Origin of the sequence: Luteipulveratus mongoliensis (assembly GCF_001190945.1) — a bacterium.
Lineage (GTDB): Bacteria > Actinomycetota > Actinomycetes > Actinomycetales > Dermatophilaceae > Luteipulveratus > Luteipulveratus mongoliensis.
The window spans coordinates 5,020,302-5,040,343 of record NZ_CP011112.1 but is presented as its reverse complement, the minus strand read 5'-3'; the positions used below and the strand labels follow the sequence as shown (position 1 = coordinate 5,040,343).

The following is a 20,042-nucleotide window of genomic DNA, read 5'->3' as shown; positions in this document are numbered from 1 at the left end:
TCGCGCTCCGTCACCACTTGCAGGTCGGGGTCGAAGCAGTGTTACACGCTCCCCAGCCGGAGTGGTACGCCACGAACTTCTGCTGTCCGTTGACTGGGGTATGGGTCGTGATGTCGAACTGGAAGCCGCGACCCTTCAGGGACCAACCCTGCGGAATGTACTTGGTGATGCTGCCCTCGTTGAATGCGTCCACGTAGGCGTCGCCGATCTGGAGGTTCGGGATGTAGGCACGGGTGCTGAAGCCGGGTCGGCCGAACTTGCCGGTCGATGGGAAGTAGCGGTAGTTCATGAAGACACGACTGGCTTTGATGCCAGGGTCGAAGTCGACCCTGAAGGTGATCTTGTCGGTGATCGTGCACGAGATTGGGCCGCACGACCCGTAGGTGGCGGTGTAATACATGCGCCAGGTGCGCCGGTTGTTCACCGGCCCGCCGAGCTGCTTGCCCTGCGCCATGATCTCCACATCACCAGACTTTGCCGGAGCTTCCCTGTTCGGCGGCTGGGGTGCTCGGTCGACGAATGGCCCGGGCGTGACCTTGTCAGGTCCCATCACCCGAGGACCCTCTACCGCTGGGTTCTCGGTCGGAAGCGCGAAGCCTCCAGGACGGTCGGCATCCTGGGTAGCCACCACCTTGTTGACTGCTTCCGGGCCAGCCTCAGCGCGTGCCCGGTCAAGCACGGTCTGCTCGGACTCTCCGGAGTACGAGAAGAAGTTAAACGAGTTCGGAGCTTTCGCCTGGGCGTGGCTCTGGCCAGACCCCAGTCCGAGCAGAGAGCCGCTTGCGAGTGCAACGGCTGAGATCAGAACAACGGCGCGATGACGTCGCATATCAAACCCCTTGGCACCCGTGGTTATTATCTGAACTCGACGCATATCATTTACCCCTATCTAAAAGACGGCTCGACGCCTGCGCGGAGACGCCGTGCGGAATGTATTGCTGATGACAGTTGGTCGGCGATGTCTTAGATCAAGCTGTCTGTAGCGCCAGCCTCCTTAGGTGAGTGCAGGAATTACGTACGGCACAGAGGTGCTGGAGCGTTGACTGACAGTCATCTGCTGTCTCGCCAAGCCCGAGGCTCGGCGATCAGCCGCCGATCGGAATCCGGCAGGCAAGCCATCAAGGCGCGCCAGGCTTGGCGGGCATCCTCGTTCCAGCGGTCGGGCGGCACGCCTGTCCAGTTCAGGACCGAGAACAAGGTGGCTGCGTCGACGGTGACCGTCTGGCTCATCGGGATCCCCTGAGGCTCACTATCGGCTGATGGCACGCCTTGGTCCACGTGACCGGTGGCGCTGGTCGGCATCCGCCAAGCCGTTGACCCGTAGGTGGTCATGCGGCACGACCCTCGACGAGTGACAGCTGTTGGTCGTGCTCGAGCGGCGGCGTCTTACTGAGGTGATCGCCCAACCAGTGCGCCGACAAGTCGTTGAGATCGTCCAAACCACCGGAGCCCACGTGTTCGTCTGGCATCTCAGCACCGCCCGAGGTCGGCCTGGACTTCACGAATGACGTCCGTCAGGCGCCTGGCCGCAACTTGCCGCATTGTCAGCCGGCGCAAGCCCACTCGTTCTCGCACCTGGTTGACCGCTTCGGTCAGGTGGCCTCCCAGCACGGAGTGGCTGCCAGATGGGTGTGGCGTGTTTCGTTCCAGGTCTTGCCAGACCTGGACCAGGAACGCATCCAGGCAGAGGTAGTTGCGCACCTGTTCGACCATCGCCGGGTCGTCGGCCACGGCGACCATGTCCCCACGGTGGGCAACGAGCAGGCGCAGGAGCGGGGGCTCGTCGAATTCGGCCGCCCACGGTTCGTACTCGGCCAGGATCGAGGTCGCGCGATAACACCGTTCACCGTTGGCAGCTGCCGTCGAACCGCTCACGCCGAGACCGATCAGGCGGGTTGGCGGCCAGTCAGCGACCTGTTCAAAGTTGGTCACTGGAGCAGACCCCCGATCTGGGCTGACCGCGCGATCATCGGTCGCACCTCTGTCGACTCGCCAGCACGATCTGCCTAGGCGTCATGTGCTCCGTCACGTGCACCCCTCCTGTCGTCGATCCGACGTGGCCGTTGGAACGGCTGGCACGCGCACCACGGGGTCAGTACGCGTGCCAACCGGCTTGAGGGCGGCGCGAACGACCGGCACGCGGCACACCGTGGGCAACCGCTGCGGCGTCTCGCCAGCCGATTGCTTCACTGAAACCAGCAGACCGTCTACGCTGCGTAGTTGCCAGCGCAGAAATGCCGCATTTGCGCTGCACGTCGAAGCGTCCGCGGACGACGGGCAAGGCCTCCGGCGGCCGGGTGGGGGGAATGGCGATCAAGCGCACAAGGCTGGCTCAGGAGCGGAAAGCTGCTGGCCTCAGTCAGGAGCGCCTGGCAGAAATCCTGGGCGTCGACCGGTCCACCATTGGTCGGTGGGAAACCGGCATCACCGAGCCCCAGCCATCGCTGCGCCCCAAGCTGGCCGAAGCCCTGAGCGTCAGCATCAGCGATCTCAGAGCGATGCTCAATGGCCGGGAAGGAACAGCCGCTCCCGACCCGGTCGGCGGCGTTGAACTGACCGACACGTTTTCATCGAGAGCAAGCGGTTCTGAAGCGCTAGTACTCGTTGATGCCCGTCGGCACTACGAGCGGATGTACCGCACTTCGGGCGGTCTTCCGGCAAAGGTGCAGCTTGAACGCTTCCTGAATGAGCATGCTGCACCCCTCCTCAATGGAGGAATCAACAACCGCCCAGATGTCCTCGGTGCGATGGGCTCCCTCGTCGCGTTGGCTGGTATATGTGCCTATGACTGCGAGTTCTACGGCGCAGCCCAGCGGCATTTTGATCACGCATTGAAGTTGGCGGATTCATCCGGCGACCGCCGCTTCGGCGCATATGTTTATGCGTTGATGGTGAACCAGTCGCTTGCCCTCAAGGACTTCCGTCAGGCGATCGATCATGTGGAGGCGGCAACCACCTACGCGGCGGGTCAGATTTCACCCGCCCTCGGGGCAGATCTTCGAGCGATGCAGTCCAACGCACATGCCTATATGGGGGAGCGTCAGCCAGCGTACGCCGCAATCTCTCAGGCAGAGTCGGCGGCTGCACGCATTCGTTACGACGAAGAACCACCCGAGACGAGCTATATCCAGACCGGCCTCATCGAGGCAAAACTTGGCGAGGCACTAATCAACCTGGGCGACCTCGATCCCGCTTTTGACTACGCACAGAAGTCGTTGGATGCCGACGATCATCCGCGGGGACGGGTCAATCGGTTGGCTTCAATGGCCACCCTCGAACTGAAGGCGCGCGATATCGAACACGCCTCCACTCTCACCATCGAGATGGTTCGGAATGCAGAGGGAATGGAATCACGCCGCCTGCATTCGCGTTTCAGAGAACTGCGGATCGGGCTCAACAATAGTCGCGCAAGCGTCGGCTCCGACGCAGTCGACCGACTCGATCGCGTTCTAAATATTTTCCCGTGGTAGTCTTTAGAAATTCGTTCTAGCCTCAAACATCTCGATTGAAGGGCGTCCGATGGAGTGGAAGAACCTCGGAGAGAAGGCCGTCTATGAGAACCCATGGTTCCAGGTGAGTCTCGCCGACGTCGAACTGCCTAATGGGCGGCATCTCGACCACTTCCTCATTCGGCAACGGCCAGTAGCCTTGACCGCGGCTATCAACGACAAGAACGAAGTTCTTCTGTTGTGGCGCCATCGATTCATTACGCAGACGTGGGGCTGGGGGCTTCCGGCAGGTGTTGTTGACGACGGGGAGAGCGTCATCGAGGCCGCCGCACGGGAGATGCTGGAGGAAACGGGGTGGCGCGCCGGTCCTCTGCAACACCTGATGACAGTCGAGCCGTCCAACGGGTTGTCGGATGCGCTGCATCACATCTACTGGGCGGATGGCGCCGAGTACGTGAGTCATCCGGTGGACGATTTCGAGTCGGACCGCCGCGAGTGGGTGCCACTCAAGCTCGTCCCCGACCTGGTCAGCCGTGGCGAGATCCGGTCTGCCAATACAGTGGCCGCGTTGCTGCTTCTTCACCAGATGCGAGAAAGCTCACGCAGCTGCTGACGATCGCGCGGGACATCAAGCGGCGATGAGCGTCCGCTTGGAGAAGCCGTTGAAGGGGCACCTCTCAGGAATCCTGAGGTCGGAGTGGGATAGCGCTTTACCGCATACGCTGCACCGGGTGACCGCTCTCGACGACAGCACAGTGCCGGTCTCTCAGTTGCTTGAGCACGACGGTCAGTCGCAGCGGCTCGCGGTCGTCTTCGCCGCCCTGTCGCACCCAACCCGCCTCCGGCTTCTGTCCTGGCTCGCGTTGCGTGGAGAGACTCGGCGCTCGGTGCTCAACCACATGTTTGGCGACCTGTCCGACCACCTGAAGCGACTTGAGACGGTTGGGTTTGTCATCGCGCGACGGCCACCTACGGGTGGGGCGCAGGTGGTCACGTATCGGCTCGCTGATGGCGCGCTCGACCACCTTGCGAGTCTGATCTCGCCCAGGGACTGAGGTCACCGCAGTCATACGATCTCGGTCCCGGGCGATGGTAGGTCCGCGAACGACGGCTCGGACCGCCTGTACATAAAGCGGAATCGAACGTCGGCCACCGAGCTACGTGCCACGATGCAGTTACGCGGCTCGAATAGCTTCGCCGAGGACGCGCTACCGATGCTCATGTGGCTGATCGATCCGACAGGAGATCGTCCATGACGACGTATCCCGGCATTACGCTCACCCACAGCCTCCTCCCTGAAAACGAACGGGACGCGGTCAAGCTGCTTGGGACGTACTTCGCCCCACTTGAGCCTGGGCAGGGATATACGGGGAGCCAGTTCGATACCTGGGATCCGTCGGGGACAGCGGCCACCAATATCGACACCTTCACGGCCGACGACCTGGTGGCATTGACGTTCCTGTCCGTGGATGTCCCCGCACGTGCCGCCATTGAACTACTGGGTCGACGCCGCGGCGAGTTCTCGGAGCTACTCGCCGCTGTCGGCGAGGACCGTGACTTGGCCGATGCCGATGAGCCGCTGGATGCTGAGTCGGCTGCGCATCGTCTGAATCGGGCGCTCCGCGAGTTCCAAGGCATCGGTCCCACAGTTGCCAGCAAGCTCATGGCGCGCAAGCGTCCGCGGCTCATCCCGATCTACGACAAGGTGATCAACCGACACGTTCTGGGTGGTTCGGGCCAGCAGTGGGAGCCGATGCGGCAGGCACTTCGGGCCGAAGGTTGCGCACTCCAACGGCGGCTGCTTGAGCTGCGCGCCACCGCCGGGCTGGATGAGACGGTCAGTGCTCTGCGGATCTTCGACGTATTGGCATGGATGGACGGAAAGGCAGCCGATAAGGCAAGGCCGGTGACCTACCCCGTAGCGTCACACACGGCCACCTGAGCAGTGAGGTAATGGGCTGTCGCTGACCAAACTATTCAGCCGCGTCCAAGCTGCAGCTCGGCCAACGGAGAGCTTGGTGCGTGGCGTTTTCGATATCTGTGAGCGCCCCACGCTTAACGGCGCGCCGGAATCAAGTGGCCATTCGCCGACGCAGGCCACATATGGTTAAGGTGACTATCTGGGGTCCGCGTTAAAGGAGAGAATCACATGGCACAGAAGGTTCAAGTTTTGCTCGTCGATGATGTCGACGGCTCGGAGGCAACAGAGACAGTGACCTTTGGTCTCGATGGTGTGAGCTACGAGATTGACCTGTCCGCGGGCAACGCTGCCAGCCTTCGCGATGGTCTGAGCAAGTGGGTTGAGCCGGCCCGCCGTACGGGTGGCCGCCGAGCCACCGGCAAGGCCGCCGCGGTCGCCGGCCGTCAGGATCTCAACCAGGTCCGCGAGTGGGGCCGGGCAAACGGCTACACCGTGAGCGACCGGGGCCGCGTCTCGGGCGAGTTGCAGCAGGCGTACGACAAGGCGCAGAAGTAGCCGATCGCCTCAGCAATGAGAGAGCCAGTCCGCGGTTGCGGGCTGGCTCTCTCGCCATTGCCAGGCGTTGCGTGTGCTCAGGTGGTCGAGGGTTCGACCGCGAACCCGTTGCGGGTCTTCTCTAGAGCACCCGACGTCGTCGTGGTTCGCAGCGTCTCTTCGATATGCACGGTGAGCAACGCACCACCGTCGGAACTTCCGGTGGCCGCTTTGGCGTCCTTTGAGTAGTCGTACAGGATCTTGGATAGCTCGGCATCCGAGACGTCCCATCGCACGCGTTTACATTCGCCCGAATGAGCGATAGTAAACTCAACACCGTGGGCGCTTGCGGTCGCCTCGATACCGTCGATCTCGGAGAATAGATCAGTAAGCTCTTGTCGCCTAGACATCATCGGCCCACAGGGTATGCCGTGATGATGTTCTGGGTCTTGCGGGCGACAGCCAGTTGAACCGGGAACGTGTTGAGCACCCTGCCTCGCTTGTCCTTGATCTGGAACGGCGCAACGTAAGCGTTCGTGTCGTTGCTCTGAATGTACTCCTTGATCGAGGGGCGCGACAGGGCATGCGGCATCGCCCCCGTGATCAGGACGTGGATCCGACGACGTGAAGGTGCCGGCTCATTGTCTTTTCCTGGAGAGGATCGCTCGGGCGATCGAGACGGCTCCACCCGCGACAAGCATTGCCATGAGGAACTTAGCTGGCGCGGATTTGAAAGCCGCAAAGCCAATGACGCCAATTGCGAACATAACCCCACCGCTGGCAAGTTGGGTCCTAGCGTCTCGTTGTTGCATGGGGGACTTATCAGTTCCCATCTCTGAAGTCTCCTCCTTCAACGTCTTCGTTCGGGGGCGCTCGTGGACTGGGCAGATGACAGTTTCCCGGTCCGCTTAGTAGATGCTTCCAGCAGGGCGATGGACGATAGACAGGCGCCTCACGCACCCGAGTCGCAGAAGCCCTCAAAACGGCTCCGCGGGATCTTGGCGGCCCCACCACCCGCATGGCCGACCATCGCACCATCGACAAGAACGTCTCCAGCGGTCAAACGGGCGACATCTGACATCGAAAATGTCACGCTTCCTGCCTCAGCGTCATTCCCGGAGAAGGCACCGGCTGTGAACTGCGAGTTGCCGATCCGAAGGACCTCTAGCCGGCGAGTGGTCATCTCCCATCCGGATACGGCTTGGCCGTTGGCGGTCAAGACCGCCGACCGTATGTGGCTATCAGGTCGGGCACGCCAGGAAAGGATGTAGCGATTGTCTGATGTTGCCGCCCATACCGACACGGTCGTTAAGGGGTGACTGCACGTCTTTGCCAACACGACCAAGGAACCATCCTGCGTCCTCGTGACCGCCGTTATCCCATCGCCCGAGGATCCGTCGCAGGCGGTCATTGACAGGCTCACAGACGCCCCAAGGGCGACGGCCGCGAAGGTCTTCGCTAACACGGATAGCCTCCATCGATCAACCCGGCTCGCCTCTCCCACTTGTTTCTGCACGGATTGGATCCAGCTCTCAGGTACATGTATCCGAACCACAACCCGTACCGACGCCACTGCCTCCGGTGAACCTTTTCGTGTCTTAGGCGTGCGCTCGTCCAGTGTTGGGGGTTCCAGTCTGTTGCATAGACTCCACCGATGGTGGTGCCGCCCCTGCCCCACAGCCTAAACCGACCTCCCCTGCAAACTCGCATGCCCTCCATCCACGTGCAGTGCGAACGGTTCGCCCACAGAGCCGCACGGTATCCGCCGCTAACGGCTCGGTACCCTGCGCGCACAACCACGCGCTTGACCGGACGCGGCACCGCTCTCCTCACCGACCGAACGGTCTTTCTTGCGACGCTGTGGATACGGCACCCTAGACCGCATCTCTTCTTCTTGGGCTTCCAGTTCCAGTTCCAGGTCGCGGAGGTGCCGCCACCGCGCTCAATCGCGTTGATCTCGCCGGTGGTGTCGTTGCTATTGATGGGGTCATTGGGGTAGCCGTAGCTGGTGTCGTTGCCGCCTGGGACGGGGTCGGGTCCGGTGAACGCGCCGGTGACCCAGTTGTAGTAGCGGACACCCATCAGGGTGAGTCCTGCGGTTTCGACGGTGGTCGAGCGCTGTGACGCGCCGAGCCATCCGTAACCGAGGGGTCCGACTACGGACGGGTCGCGGTTGGTGGAGATGTCGCTGAGTGCGGGTCCGCCGTACTCGGTGGCGTCTTCCCACCCGGTGATCCCGGCGCATGCTGTGTCGCCGCTGGTGTCGGCGGGGATGGTGACGGCGGTGACGTTGTCCCCGTGCGGGTTGGACAGGGAGATGTTGGCCTCGCCGGTGTCGGTGATCATCGCACCGAGCTCTGAGGAGATCCCTTCCACGAACCGGGTGGTCGTTGCCGCGCCACCGCTGGCTGGCGTGTTGACCACCCAGCCGGGATTGTCTGAGTCGTCGGTGTAGTGCCGGACCGCGGTCGCGGTCCCCGCTGACGTCGTGGTCGTCTGCGTCGAGCGGCGTCCGCCGGCGTCGAGCGCGAACTGGGTGCTGGTGGTGCCCTCGGCCACTGCCTTGGGAAGGTCGTTGTCGTAGTAACCGAGGGTGACGTCCTGCCCAGAGCGGTCGGGGGCGTCGGCACCGGGAATGGTGGTCTGGCGCCCGAACGCGTCATAGACGTAGGCACCACCAGCGGGCCCGCCGTTAACGGACATGCCCGTTGTGAGGCGGTCTGCTGTGTCGTAGGAGTGGCTGGCATCGAGCGCGCCGACTGGCGTTCCAGAACCACATTGGTCACCGAGGTAGCCAGTGATCTTCCAGGAGGTGCGGGCACCGTTCTTGCCGGGGTCTCCGGCGTAGCCGTACTCGCGGACCTGGCACTGCCCAATCACGGAGCTGGGCGTGTCCGGGGTGACTGGCCCGACACTGACGGCGGCGGTGCGGTCGATGACCTTGGTGAGGCGGCCTGCCTCGTCGTAGGTGTAGGCCCGGTCGTAGGCCTGCGCTGAGCCCACGGGTTGGGTGCCGGTCGCGCCGGGCTCGGCCTCACCGAGGGAGGGGTCGAATGCGGCCCCGGACCCGGTGTACTCCCTGGCCATGCGGCCGAGGCCGTCGCGGTCGATGGACCAGCCCAACCAGTCTCCACGGGTGGGCGTGCCGGGCGTCCACGTGGTGTCACCAGTCTCCGGGTCGGTGCTGGCAGTGACCGGAGTGACCTGACCTTCATAGGACATACCAACCTCCTGGCCCAGGATGTTGGTGTCCGTGGTCGCGGTGACCTGCCCGGGCAGGTCCTGTCGGGTCAGGGCACCGGCGCGGTCGTACGCGCCGGTGAAGGTCAACGCCCCTCCGGTGCCGGCGCGGGAGATGACGACCTTTGTCGCAGCGCCGCGTCGTTCGGTCTTTCCGGCGGCGTCTGTGCCGTCGTATGTGAAGGTCTTGGTGCCCTTGGGATCGGTTACTGACCCGACCTGGCCGGCCGCGTTGTACGAGGTGGTCGTGGTCTCGCCCTGGTCATTGGTGTAGCTGACCGCCCGACCCCACCCGTCGTACGTCGTGGTGGTGCGCTGGGTGGTGGCATCCGTGCCGGCCGCGTTGGCATTGCCCTCGTAGTCAACCAGCCCGGTCGTCGCGTTGAACTTGGTGAACGTCGCCGGCAGCGCGGTGCTCCCGGGGATGTTCGCGGTCGTCTGCTCGAACACCTTGCGTCCCGCGGTGTCGTAACGGGACGTGGTCGTGCGTGTCACCGACCCGGCGGTCTCGACCTCACTGGTGGAGTTGAGCCACATGTCGTACCCGGTCGAGCGTGTGTCGGGCAGGACCGGACCGGCCGATGGCGCCGCACCGGGGAAGACCCGGCATGGCGATCCAGCCCACGCTTTCGCGTTCGCCGTGCCGCCACAGGCCGGATCGACGCTGTTTGCGCCGGCGGTGTAGTACACCGTGCGGGTTGTGCCGGCCGAAGCGGTGGATGTGGCCGCTGGTTGACGGGTTTCGATTACGCGTCCGGAGGGGTCGTACCGAGTAACGACAGCGGTGCCACCCTGGGTGACGCTGGTGGGGTTACCCAGGTCCCATCCCGAGGTGTCACCGGTCACGACAGGGTCGTACCCGTTGGTCGTCTTGGACAGCTCCACGTCACCGGACCCGCCGGGGCCAATGTCACTGCCGAGCACGGTTGTCCTGACGGTGGTGGCCAGGTTGTACGGCCCGGAGGTTGCCGGGTTGACGTTGCCGTTCGGGGCACCCTCGTCATAGGTCGTGTGCGACTTGATCCTGGCCGTGATGACTCGCCCGTCCGGCAGCGTCATCTCCCGAACCGGGGTCAGAGAGTCGGTTACCAGGGTGCCGGCCGGGACCGTCACCACCCCGGCGGAGTTCTTGATGTCTTCGTTGTAGACGGTCTGGCTGGAGAAGGTGTCGGCAATCTCCGGCGAAGGCGCGCCTAGAGCCTGGACGGAGCCGATCGCTTCGGGAGTGAAACCACGGATGGTGTTGCCCTTGGCGTCGTAGTCGGTGGCGTTGATCAGCCACTGCCCGGCACCGTAGGAGGCGGTATTGACCGTGTAGCCCTGGTCGTCGGTGTAGGCCAGATCGGCGTACTGCCAGTCGTCCAACCCGACCGATGTCGTGGAGGACACGGGGTGCTCGGGGCCGAACATGGCGAACCCCTTGGTCGGGGCAGACTTCTGGTACCAGGTCCCCACCTTGGTCGCGGTGAGCTCAGGTGAGCCGAGCTCGGCAGGGTCCATGTCGTACACGAACGATGCCAGCGCACTGGAGGATCCGCCGGACTCGGCTGGGTCGCGGGTGACCTGCTTGACCCGCGATCCCTTACCGCCATCGGTGGAGTAGCTGATCCGGTATGCGGCCTGCCCGGGCGGCGTCACCGATGCCACCCGGGTCGAGGTGCCGTCCCAGGTGTAGCCGGTGGTCAGGTTGGTCAGCCCGTCGGTGGCCTTCACCATCCGCTTGGAGGAGTCGTAGGCGTAGGTGGCGATGGTGGTGGTCTTCATCGCTGAGGTGGCCGGGTCCCACAGGGTGGTGCTGATCGACTTCACCTGGCCGGCCACATCACCCGGGGTGGTCGATGTCGCGGTGGTGGCGGTGGCGTAGGTGATGTTGAGGGCCCGGCAGCCGGCCTGCATGGTGCCCGTGGTCGGGCAGTCCGCGGCGGTCATGCCGTCCGGTAGCCCGGCCAGGATCCGCGTGATTCGTCCGGAGGTGTCCCGGGTGTAGGAGGTGGTGCCCGCGGCGCCTGGTTCGGCGACCTGCAGTGGGGACCAGGTCCACGCGCCAGTAGCCGGTGTCGTCACTGGCGAGTATGTCGTGGCGGTCCCGTCCTCCTCGGTCACCACCACGCGGGCGGCTGTCCCGGTGCCGGATACGACCAGCTTCATGCCTTCATCGATGGTGTCCTGGGTGGCCGGCTCGTAGGTGCCGGCCTTCGCCGCGACGCGGGTGTCGCCGGGCTGCTGGAACACCAGCGCGCCGCCGTCGTCATCGAGCAGCACCATGGTGCCGTCGACGCGGGTGTTGTCGACCAGGTTCATCGACGCTGTGCCGGCCTCGGGGCCATCCCAGGAGGCGGTCCAACCCGGGCCGAAGACGCTGTTGGCCAGGTCAGCTGACGGCCAACCAGTCAACGTGCCGTCACCGGTGAAGGACAGGTGCGACCGGGACACCGACAAGTCACCGGACAGCGCAGGGGCGGTCCCGTCGGTCTCGGACATGGAGAACTCACCGGTGAACTGGGCGACTTGTCCCGGCCCGGCGTCCTGGGTCGGGAACCCGTCGCCGAACGCGTGCGGCACCCGAGAGATTGAGGTCGCCGACTGCGACCAGGTGCACTGCTGGGCGCCGGAGTAGTCCAGGCACACCTGCACATCCAGCAGCACCGGAGTCCGTGCCGGGATCGCGATCCCGGCCGAGTCCGTTGTCGCGAGCTGGGTGTCCCACGCGCCTGAGGCCTGCGCCATACCGCCGGCGCCGAACGTCACCGGCAGGGTCCCGCCGTCGGTCCATCCGGTGGTCTCGTTCCCGCCCTGTCCAGCGACCCGCCAGCGCACCTTCGCGGTCACGCTCGACGCGCCCCCCTTGGGCGGCCCGACGGCGGAGAAGGTCATCTTGCCGGAGGTGGTCGACAACGGCACTGGGGAGGTCAGGGAGGCGTTGCCCCACCCGAACGCGGAAGTCGTGGTCGTCGACAGCAGCGACGGGCCGACGGCGACGACACGGATCTGGTGGCCACCGTTGGCGGTCTTGGGGAACGTGACGGTCTGCGAGGTCGCCTGGGTGTAGGAGGAGACGGACTTGGTCGGCGTGGCCGCACCGTCGACGTACACATCCACCCTGGTCGCGGAGTAGATGTTGGTCTGGGTGGTGGCGATCGTGCAGGTGACATCTGCCGCCGGCGCGGTGTCGCTCCAGGTGCCGTTCGCATACCCGGGACAGGAGACAGTCGCCGGCTGCGGCGCGTAGCTGGCCCGGCGAATCTTCGTCCACCCCGACCACGGACCGCCCAGCCCGAGCTCGTCGGTGCCGCGGGCTCGCACATACGACGTGGCACCCTCCGGCAGGTCCACCGCGGGCACGCACGACACCGACGACGCGGACGCGGCAACGCTGGTGTCGCAGTAGCCCAGCCGGTTGTTCCCGGTCGTGTTCGAGTGCACCTCGATCCACGCCTTCGCTCGTGAGGCGTCCGGGTCGGTCACCTTGGTCGTGAACGTCACCCGGGCGCCGCGCACGTACCCGATGCCCTGCGCGCCGCCGGTGGCCAGGAACGTTGGCGCCGCAGCGGCGTTCGGTGGCCGGTTGTATGTCACTGACAGGTACGGCGGGGTCGCGGTCTCCGAGGACGCGAACCGCTTCCACCCGTAGGTGTCGGACTCGTCGGCCGCCTGCAAAGCCACCGATCCGCTCGAGCCGGACGCCGCCCAGTCCTTCGCCAGCTGCGTCACCGCGATCGACTGCCGAGCGGCCGGGCAGGACGAGGAGTTGCCCTTTGCGAACGTCGCATAACCGGCCACACCACTCAGGGTGGGCTGGTTGTTCCACCGCGTCGCGGTTGAGGCGGCCGTGGACTTCACGACGTTCATCCGCCGCGCTGAGCATGATGAGGAGTACGTCTCATAGAGCGACAACGATGCGGCCTGCACCTGCTTGCCGCTGATCCCCGCCAGCGGGAAGTTCAAGAAGGATCGTGCCACCGGCGCGCCCACCGCGTACGTCCCCACTCGCAGCTCGTTGTCGGTGGAGTAGTCGACGTTGCCGCCATCGGTCTGTACCCGGGTATCGAGTGATGGCGCCACATTGGTCGTTGCGTAGGACGGGTCAATCGTCAGCGGGAACTGACGGGCCGTATCCGTGGCCCACTTGGCATCAATTGAGACCGTGACCGTTGCCGTGCCCTTGCCTTTTTGCTCGACGTCCAATCGAACTGGGGTGTGCGCGGCCGGCAAACCCGACGCCTTGTCGAGGGTCGCGTCCCAGGCCTCCGGCGCGACCAGTCGGGAGACGACCTTGTCCTTCTTACCGATGAACGAGACGGACCCGTCCTTCTCCGACCTGGCAGTCAGACCCTTCGTCTTGACCGGCACCTCGAACGCGACACGACCCTTCGCCGGTCCACCATCAGCCACCGACGCAGCAAGGGCGCTCTTGTCCTTCACCACGAAGAAGGTCTCGTAGCCCGACCGCGTCATCTGGATACGCAGGTCCACACCCGGTGTCGCATCGGCGTACGTCACGGCCGAGCCCGACACAACCGGCTTACCCAACTTCTTAGCCCAGCCCAGCAGCACCTGCCTGTCCGAGCCCACCGACGCACCAACGGCATCCGATCCGCTGCCGGCACCCGCGGCCTTGGCCACCTTCGACGCAGACTTCAACGGACCCGCCAGGCTGATCTGCTCCGGCGTGCTGTCAGCAACCAGAGCGCCATCCTGCTCCTTGATCGCCAGATCGACGTTCTTCCACGACCCTGACTTGTCCCGGAAGCGCAGCTGTCCCGTAGAAGCCTTCGTGGTCAGAGTGCCGTCAGGATTCGCCCAGGTCGACGTGAATTCCGCGCGCAGGTCCTCCACCTCCACCGGTGAACCCTGGGCGCGAGCCGAGACCATTGCCGATGTCAGGTCCGGCCGGGTAGACACCTTGGCGGGCTTCTTCGTCGCCTGCAGCTGCGCTAATGCGGCGTCCGAAAGGACACCCTGCGCCGAAGCGTGCGGGATATCCGCGGTCAAAGACCAGGCGAACACCACCACCGCAGCCACGCCCCACGCGACCCACCGCCACGGTCTACGGACTCGCTCCTCAGAAGCAAAGAATCCCAGCCAACCAGAATGCTGCACAGAACCCATGGCCCTGCCCCTGTCACCCCAGGCCCACCTCAATGGCGAGCAAGTGGCTAAGAAGTACACGACCCCTCCAGCCACCAGTCTCGGATTGGCGTTTCCATTATGCGGCGTTACCTGATCGTGATGTTTCTTCTCAGTACTGCCCGGAGGCGGCGGGTATAGGAAGTTCGCAGTCGGACTCGTATGCTCTGCGCCCATGACCGTGTCGACGCGCAGGAAGCCGCGCCCCCTCGCTGAGCGCGATGCGCGCTTGTTCGATCGCGTCGCGAGGTCGCGATGAGTGTCAGAACCTCTCGGCGACGGTCTCGAATCCCTTTAAGCCAGAACGGGATTGCTGCCCGGGCACACACGATCCGGGATGCGCGGTGGATGCTGCTACTGACTCTGCTGCTGTGTCTGCCCCTGGCGTTGTGGACGGTCGGCCTGATCAGCGACGGCTGGATCCCGCAAGGCGATGACGCGATCCTGGCGATCAAGACCCACGACGTCTTCGGCACCCACCCACCGCTGGTCGGGATGCGCTCGACGAGTGCGATGCTCAACCCCGGCGTCGATGCCCACCACCCCGGCCCGATGGAGTTCTATCTCCTGGCCATTCCGTACGCGATCACCGGGTGGCAACCCTGGGGACTGCTGGCCGGCTGCCTCATCGTCGCCTGCGCGTTCGTCGCCATCACCATCCACTCCGCCTACCGCGCCGGCCGCTGGTACGGCGTCGCCATCGCGGCTGTCATTCTCCTTGCGACCGAGCGGTTCTTCACCGAGCTGCTGGTCCACCCGGTGAACTTGTGGCCACCAGTCCTCGCGATGATCGCCACGCTCATGCTCGGATGGCGCCTGCTGCTGTGGCAGACGCGCTCCTTACCGCTGTTCGTGGTGTGCGCCAGCTTCGCTGCTCAGGCCCACATCGTGTTCCTGCCCGTCGTCGGTGCTCTCGCGCTCATGCTCAGCATCATCGGAGTCATCCGCTGGCAAGGCGCGCGCGAGTCGATCTGGCCCGTCCCCGGATACCAACCCCGCAACCAGCCACCCATCTGGCGACGTCCAGGATGGATCGCGACCGCGCTCGTCGCCCTGTGCTGGTGGCCCGCGCTGATCGACACCCTGACCTTCTCGCCCACCAACGTCGGCCAGCTTGCCAAGCTCGGTGGCGCAGGCCCGGGCCAGCACACTGTAGGCATCGTCGATGCGTTCAAGAACTACACCCGCCTGGCCACCCCGATACGGCAAGACGTCACCATCAACGTCGCAACCTCGGTGTTCTGGCTCCAGATCGTCCTCGTCGGTGCAGCACTACTCCTGTGCGCCTGGAGTGCTCGCCACCTTGGGCAGCTGGTACGCCGCCCCTCACGCGCCAAGGACGCGTTGGCCGCCGCATCCGTCATCGCCCTCACCTGCGCCCTGCCGCTGCTGTGGACCGGCGCTCGTACCGTCGGCGCGCTACGGATGCTCTACCTAGACATCCTCATGCCGGTCGCGCTGTTCGCCACCGCCGTCGCCACCTGGGCCGCACTCGATCTCATCAAGCAGCGCACCCGCACACCCGCCCGAACCGGACTCATCCTCGCCGCCGCCGGATGCATCGTCGCGGTGCTGATCCCGACCAGCCTCATTCAACGCCTCCCCTCCGGCGGCAGCACCCCGGACATCGCACGCGCCCGAACCGCAACTACCTACGTCAGCTCCGCCCTCGAGGACACCAGCGACAATCGGCCAATCATCGTCACCGGGACCGGACCGATCACCTTCGCGAGCGTCGGCCCAGCAATCTCCGCCGAACTCATCGGCAACAGCCGCGAGGTGTACTTCGACTCCTTCTGGCCCCACAAGCAGGACGACGACTTCCGCCGCACCAGCCACGCGCCCGCCAACGCGATCCACATCGACCTCCGCGAGCAAACCAACGGCACATGGTCTGGGACCGCGCCCACCGCGGCAGACACAACCAAGACCTACGCCACCACCATCGACCGCAAACCCGCACAGATCCAAGTCATCATCCGGGACCACTGAGCACGAATACCTTTCAGACAGTGAGGCTTTCGCGGTCCGAACGTCGCCAGTCACTGATGCGGGAGGCGGTCGAAGGCGCGAAGGTAGCGGGACGTCACCAGCTGCTGAACACCATGCGTGACCGGTCCGCCGACGCGGGCGAGTATCGAGCTCGGTCGCGAGGACGCGGCCACCGTGAAGGTGACGCCCCGCTCGGTCCGCTCCAGCAGGAAGAGCTCTTCACCCGACTCCGGATGACCGAGAAGCGTGCCGTACGCGAACCCGACGCGATCGGCATCCTCGATCTTTTCGACGACACGACACGGCGCCTTCACCGCCAGCCGTCCGATACGGAGCGACAACCGCACCACCGAGCCCATCGCGACCGTCGCAGTCGATGGCTCGATGCGCAGCCCGGCCGCTTCGTGCACGCGCCACGACATCAACGCCCCAGCCGCCGCAGTCAAGTCGTCACGCCCGATGAGCCGAGCCCGGCGAAACGTGCGCCGACCCGGGAGGTCAGGCCACTCCCCGACCCGACGTTCATACGACAGCGGCAACGATCTCAACCGGTAAGCATCAACCGAGTTCAGCAAGGGGCGCCGGCGTGCCTCAGCTACGTCGGACCTGTCGCCGAGTCGGGCGTGATCTGGACGGCCTCGGCCCGAGGGAGTCCGTCACTTGGAGGGCCGCAAATCAACATCGATCGTGAAGGCAGGGTCTTGAGTGCGTAACGGCTGACCAATCCGGCGGGCGGAATCCTCGACAAGGTCGGTGACTGGCTGGATAAGGGCTTCGACTTGGCCTTGCTCTGGGAGTTCACCCTCTCCATACCGGGCCGCAGCTCGCAACGAATGAAGCGTGACGAGGGTGGCGTGTGCAGTTGGGGTGGTGTTCCCGAGGCCGACATTGACCTTGCTCCAGTGCAGGCGTGCAGAATGCACATTGCGGCGCTTTCTTTCGCCAGGCATAGCGGCAAACGATGACGTCTGAGCAGTTATGGCGAGCTCGGCTGCGGCCAATAGGTTCTCAAGCGCAGGGCCGAACAACTCGGCATTCGACGCAGTTCGTGCAGTTGCCAGATAGTCCGAGGCAAGTTTGAGAATCTGAAGACTTCGTCCGCGATTCTGAATGAAGTCAAACTGAGCGAAATGCTGACCATCAGGTAATACGACGAGGAGAACCCACCCCGCGTTGATGTCAACATCAAGCGGTTCAAGCCCCTCGATGGCTTCGAGGTTCTCCATGGTGACGGCCTCGCCCCGTTTGACCGCACTTCCGCTCCGGGCGCGGGCGACTAGGTCTACCTCGTCATTGAGACGTACCTCAACAGGCCGCCCTGGCGTCAGGATGGCAAGCGCTTTAACGATCGGTCCCGTCGCTTCTATGCCGCCTCGCCGCTCGACTTCTGGGTCCCAGAACACGTCCGTCATCGACTCAAGAACTCGGTTGGCAAACTCGGCTTGGCCGGTTGCATCGTCGTTCATCGGTGTCCTATCTGTCGATGCCAGCGGGGCCTAGGTCGCGTGCTGCTGTCGTTACGTGACGCATCCGAAGCACGACGCGGAGAGCGACCCAGCGCCCGTCGCCGAGTGCTATCCAAGCCCGCTGACCAACTCGCCCGGGTCGACGCCGAGCGCCGCAGCGATCTTCAAGATGTTGTGCAGCGAGAGGTTGCGCTGGCCGCGCTCCACCTGGCCGACGAAGGTCCAGTGCAGCTCGCCGCGGTCGGCGAGGGCCTCCTGGCTGAGCCCGAGCTCATGACGCCGTGCACGGACGCGCGCGCCGAACTCGGCGGTCGCGGGCGACAGGGGCGGCTTTCCTTCTGCGGCGGGCACAGGGCCAAGCCCATCCGTCCCAACCGTTTCCATCCAGAGCCGTTGCGTCCCAACTGTTTACGTCCTATGTTCGGAGTCCGCCCCGAACGGCCGGTCCGGGGCACGGCCGAGAGGCGGAGACGATGGCTGGTGGCGGCGACTTCACGTTCGATCAGATGAGCGAGCGCGGCGGACGGAGCTGGTGGCAGCGGGTGCTGTCTCGTCTGGGGATTGCTCGCTAGCGAGCGTCCACACCAGGGTGAAGCCAGCCTTCGGCAGCACCCATCCGGGTAGCTCGGCGCTGATCACTTTGGCGCCGAGCTGCTTTGGCCAGCGGCTGATCTCCGTCCGTCGCAGGCTGGTCACCAGGTCGCTGATGCTCAGATGCGCGATGTCTGAATCGGAGTAGTCGACAGCCAGCTTGACGTCACGGCTTGGCTGAGCGAGCTCGAAGAACAGGCGATGACCGCTCTGCGGCGTGACGACACGAAACAGGTGCTTGATGCGTACCGGCTCAGCTGCCTCGACCAGGTCGTCGCCGATACGGGCGCTGTAGGTCTGTCCGGTCTTGCGTGCTGAGCGGCGGATGGCCCGTTCCTCACCATTGACGCTGAAACTCAGCAGTTCGAAGCTGGCGCGGGAGCTGGCATCCAGACCAGGTCGTGGGGTCATGAACCAACAGCTCGTCGCTGGAACGTCGTCGAGCAGGTCGAGGTACTCATCGCGGTCGGAGACACAGGCGAAGCGGCGCACGGCGTGGCTGGGCACGGTTGTGTACTCCCACTGGACCAGGACGTCAAAGAGAGGAGCACCTCTGGTGCTCCTATCCACTGCAGTGGAGATCCGGATACGCACGTCGACGTCGTGCCAGCGCTCGGCGGCGCGGATTGCCTGATCGCGGACGTCGGTGTAGATCTCGCGAGCGAACTGCGCGTCACCGAGTCTCAGGCCCATGGCGTTGGTCGCGAGGTCGTCGAGGAGCTCGGGTGTCGCGACACGGCGGAGATCTTCAGGCCGGGTCGCGAAGGCTTCGATGACCGCGTCGCGCATGACGGGAGCTTCGTCCTTAAGAGTGCGACGCAGACGACGAGTGGCGTTCTCCTCTTCCTCCTTACGGGTGTAGTAGTCGTAGGCAGTGCCGACAACACCGATGCCGAAGAGGGTTGCGCCGAGCTCAGAGAACGGAATCGAGTGCAGCCAGTCCCAGGCTTCGAGGTCGAGCCCGGTAAGCCACCGGCTCAGCGAAATGAAAAATATGCCGAGCACTGCGAAGAGAACGCCGATGAGCGCCATCTTGGAGCGAAGAAGTTGGTGATCACTGTCGGCCATACGTGCTATTCGTATTCTAACAACTACTTCGCTCGATGTGAATAGCGGAAGTTCGACGAGATGCCGAATTATGCATACAACATCGAGCCGGACTACCTTAAGAGCGACGCGTGGCGCGCGATGAATAGATCTCTCGCGCGAGTCTGTGACATCACCTCAATAGTGATCCCGTTCGGCGCGACCTTGGAGGGGCCCGCCAAAATGTTCTCGGGTTCTGCCATCAACTCGCGGACCTCAATATCGAAGGCCCACTCATCGGCCTCTTTAATTACAGCCACGTCGGTGGCCGCCAAGTTGATCTGAAATGCAGCGAAGATGCATTGGTCAAGCGACTTACCGAGTTGGCGGAACGCCGAGTCGCCCGTAGCGGAAAGGAAGGCTTTGACAGGGTTGATCATGTCACCAATGTAGGCTTCATGAGAATCGTGGTGGAGCGCCGCCAGCGCCAAGTCTGGTCGACCGAGCGCCTCCACCAGCGTAGAGACGAGCAAAGCGTGCTGTGCTACCGAGTAGAACCGTTGGCAATGGCCACCGAATCGGCACAGTCGACTTAGCGCGTTAGAAATGTCCTTCACGTCTATATCCGTCGAGCTAGGATGAGACAGATCAATGCGAGATCCGGTCACGGTATCCATTATTGTTTTGTTCATCTAT

The 20,042-nt window shown here is 64.2% G+C and carries 17 protein-coding genes; 6 read left to right on the top strand and 11 right to left on the bottom strand.

Annotated elements, in window-relative coordinates; all coding sequences use genetic code 11:
- Positions 1 to 10 precede the first annotated feature (10 nt).
- The 4 genes from VV02_RS24035 to VV02_RS24025 all read right to left on the bottom strand — a co-directional run bounded on the left by VV02_RS24035 (position 11) and on the right by VV02_RS24025 (position 1,932).
- Positions 11 to 454, bottom strand: coding sequence for a hypothetical protein (locus VV02_RS24035; RefSeq protein WP_157063534.1), 444 nt, complete (start codon positions 452 to 454; stop codon positions 11 to 13).
- A gap of 596 nt (positions 455 to 1,050) precedes the next feature.
- Positions 1,051 to 1,230, bottom strand: coding sequence for a hypothetical protein (locus VV02_RS24030; protein ID WP_157063533.1), 180 nt, complete (start codon positions 1,228 to 1,230; stop codon positions 1,051 to 1,053).
- Between the two features lie 98 nt (positions 1,231 to 1,328).
- Positions 1,329 to 1,469, bottom strand: a complete 141-nt coding sequence (locus tag VV02_RS26585; protein ID WP_157063532.1) for a hypothetical protein — start codon at positions 1,467 to 1,469, stop codon at positions 1,329 to 1,331.
- Position 1,470: 1 nt separating this feature from the next.
- Positions 1,471 to 1,932: a hypothetical protein gene (locus VV02_RS24025; RefSeq protein ID WP_052595774.1), complete on the bottom strand. Its 462-nt coding sequence runs from the start codon at positions 1,930 to 1,932 to the stop codon at positions 1,471 to 1,473.
- A gap of 374 nt (positions 1,933 to 2,306) precedes the next feature.
- Between VV02_RS24025 and VV02_RS24020 the strand changes: the two genes are divergently transcribed.
- The 5 genes from VV02_RS24020 (at position 2,307) to VV02_RS24000 (ending at position 5,925) form a co-directional block, all read left to right on the top strand.
- Positions 2,307 to 3,470 (top strand): helix-turn-helix transcriptional regulator, encoded by a 1,164-nt coding sequence (locus tag VV02_RS24020; protein WP_052595772.1) that lies wholly within the window; start codon positions 2,307 to 2,309, stop codon positions 3,468 to 3,470.
- Between the two features lie 49 nt (positions 3,471 to 3,519).
- A complete protein-coding gene (locus VV02_RS24015) occupies positions 3,520 to 4,062 on the top strand; it encodes an NUDIX hydrolase (protein ID WP_052595770.1) in 543 nt (180 codons plus the stop codon).
- A gap of 118 nt (positions 4,063 to 4,180) precedes the next feature.
- The gene (locus tag VV02_RS24010) at positions 4,181 to 4,504 is read left to right on the top strand and encodes an ArsR/SmtB family transcription factor (RefSeq protein ID WP_169787748.1); all 324 of its coding nucleotides are present in this window, start codon (positions 4,181 to 4,183) and stop codon (positions 4,502 to 4,504) included.
- A gap of 197 nt (positions 4,505 to 4,701) precedes the next feature.
- Positions 4,702 to 5,391, top strand: a complete 690-nt coding sequence (locus VV02_RS24005) for a DUF6308 family protein (RefSeq protein WP_052595766.1) — start codon at positions 4,702 to 4,704, stop codon at positions 5,389 to 5,391.
- A 207-nt stretch (positions 5,392 to 5,598) separates the two neighbouring features.
- A complete protein-coding gene (locus tag VV02_RS24000) occupies positions 5,599 to 5,925 on the top strand; it encodes a histone-like nucleoid-structuring protein Lsr2 (RefSeq protein WP_052595763.1) in 327 nt (108 codons plus the stop codon).
- A 77-nt stretch (positions 5,926 to 6,002) separates the two neighbouring features.
- Here the strand turns inward: VV02_RS24000 and VV02_RS23995 are convergent, their stop codons facing one another.
- Together VV02_RS23995 and VV02_RS23985 are read right to left on the bottom strand one after the other, a co-directional pair.
- A complete protein-coding gene (locus tag VV02_RS23995; protein ID WP_052595761.1) occupies positions 6,003 to 6,200 on the bottom strand; it encodes a hypothetical protein in 198 nt (65 codons plus the stop codon).
- 1,162 nt (positions 6,201 to 7,362) lie between these two features.
- A complete protein-coding gene (locus VV02_RS23985) occupies positions 7,363 to 14,166 on the bottom strand; it encodes a hypothetical protein (RefSeq protein WP_157063531.1) in 6,804 nt (2,267 codons plus the stop codon).
- 453 nt (positions 14,167 to 14,619) lie between these two features.
- Here VV02_RS23985 and VV02_RS23980 point away from each other — a divergent pair, with 453 nt between their 5' ends.
- On the top strand, positions 14,620 to 16,263 hold the full coding sequence (locus tag VV02_RS23980; RefSeq protein ID WP_052595754.1) for a hypothetical protein: 1,644 nt from the start codon (positions 14,620 to 14,622) through the stop codon (positions 16,261 to 16,263).
- Positions 16,264 to 16,313: 50 nt separating this feature from the next.
- Here VV02_RS23980 and VV02_RS23975 read toward each other — a convergent pair whose 3' ends face one another.
- From VV02_RS23975 to VV02_RS23955, 5 genes are all read right to left on the bottom strand, one after another.
- Complete coding sequence (locus VV02_RS23975; protein WP_281177344.1) at positions 16,314 to 16,802, bottom strand: DUF1990 domain-containing protein; 489 nt, start codon at positions 16,800 to 16,802, stop codon at positions 16,314 to 16,316.
- 117 nt (positions 16,803 to 16,919) lie between these two features.
- Positions 16,920 to 17,729, bottom strand: a complete 810-nt coding sequence (locus tag VV02_RS23970) for a hypothetical protein (protein WP_052595750.1) — start codon at positions 17,727 to 17,729, stop codon at positions 16,920 to 16,922.
- A 108-nt stretch (positions 17,730 to 17,837) separates the two neighbouring features.
- Positions 17,838 to 18,080: a helix-turn-helix domain-containing protein gene (locus VV02_RS23965; protein WP_245633182.1), complete on the bottom strand. Its 243-nt coding sequence runs from the start codon at positions 18,078 to 18,080 to the stop codon at positions 17,838 to 17,840.
- 141 nt (positions 18,081 to 18,221) lie between these two features.
- Positions 18,222 to 19,388: a hypothetical protein gene (locus VV02_RS23960; protein WP_052595745.1), complete on the bottom strand. Its 1,167-nt coding sequence runs from the start codon at positions 19,386 to 19,388 to the stop codon at positions 18,222 to 18,224.
- Between the two features lie 92 nt (positions 19,389 to 19,480).
- On the bottom strand, positions 19,481 to 19,963 hold the full coding sequence (locus VV02_RS23955; protein WP_157063530.1) for an HD domain-containing protein: 483 nt from the start codon (positions 19,961 to 19,963) through the stop codon (positions 19,481 to 19,483).
- Positions 19,964 to 20,042: the final 79 nt, after the last annotated feature.

Coding starts and splice junctions, on each gene's coding strand:
- VV02_RS24000 (WP_052595763.1), top strand. CDS start 5,599: ATGGCACAGAAGGTTCAAGTTTTGCTCGTCGATGATGTCGACGGCTCG.
- VV02_RS24005 (WP_052595766.1), top strand. CDS start 4,702: ATGACGACGTATCCCGGCATTACGCTCACCCACAGCCTCCTCCCTGAA.
- VV02_RS24035 (WP_157063534.1), bottom strand. CDS start 454: ATGGCGCAGGGCAAGCAGCTCGGCGGGCCGGTGAACAACCGGCGCACC.
- VV02_RS23970 (WP_052595750.1), bottom strand. CDS start 17,729: ATGAACGACGATGCAACCGGCCAAGCCGAGTTTGCCAACCGAGTTCTT.
- VV02_RS23960 (WP_052595745.1), bottom strand. CDS start 19,388: ATGGCCGACAGTGATCACCAACTTCTTCGCTCCAAGATGGCGCTCATC.
- VV02_RS24020 (WP_052595772.1), top strand. CDS start 2,307: ATGGCGATCAAGCGCACAAGGCTGGCTCAGGAGCGGAAAGCTGCTGGC.
- VV02_RS24030 (WP_157063533.1), bottom strand. CDS start 1,230: ATGAGCCAGACGGTCACCGTCGACGCAGCCACCTTGTTCTCGGTCCTG.
- VV02_RS26585 (WP_157063532.1), bottom strand. CDS start 1,469: ATGCCAGACGAACACGTGGGCTCCGGTGGTTTGGACGATCTCAACGAC.
- VV02_RS24015 (WP_052595770.1), top strand. CDS start 3,520: ATGGAGTGGAAGAACCTCGGAGAGAAGGCCGTCTATGAGAACCCATGG.
- VV02_RS23980 (WP_052595754.1), top strand. CDS start 14,620: ATGCTGCTACTGACTCTGCTGCTGTGTCTGCCCCTGGCGTTGTGGACG.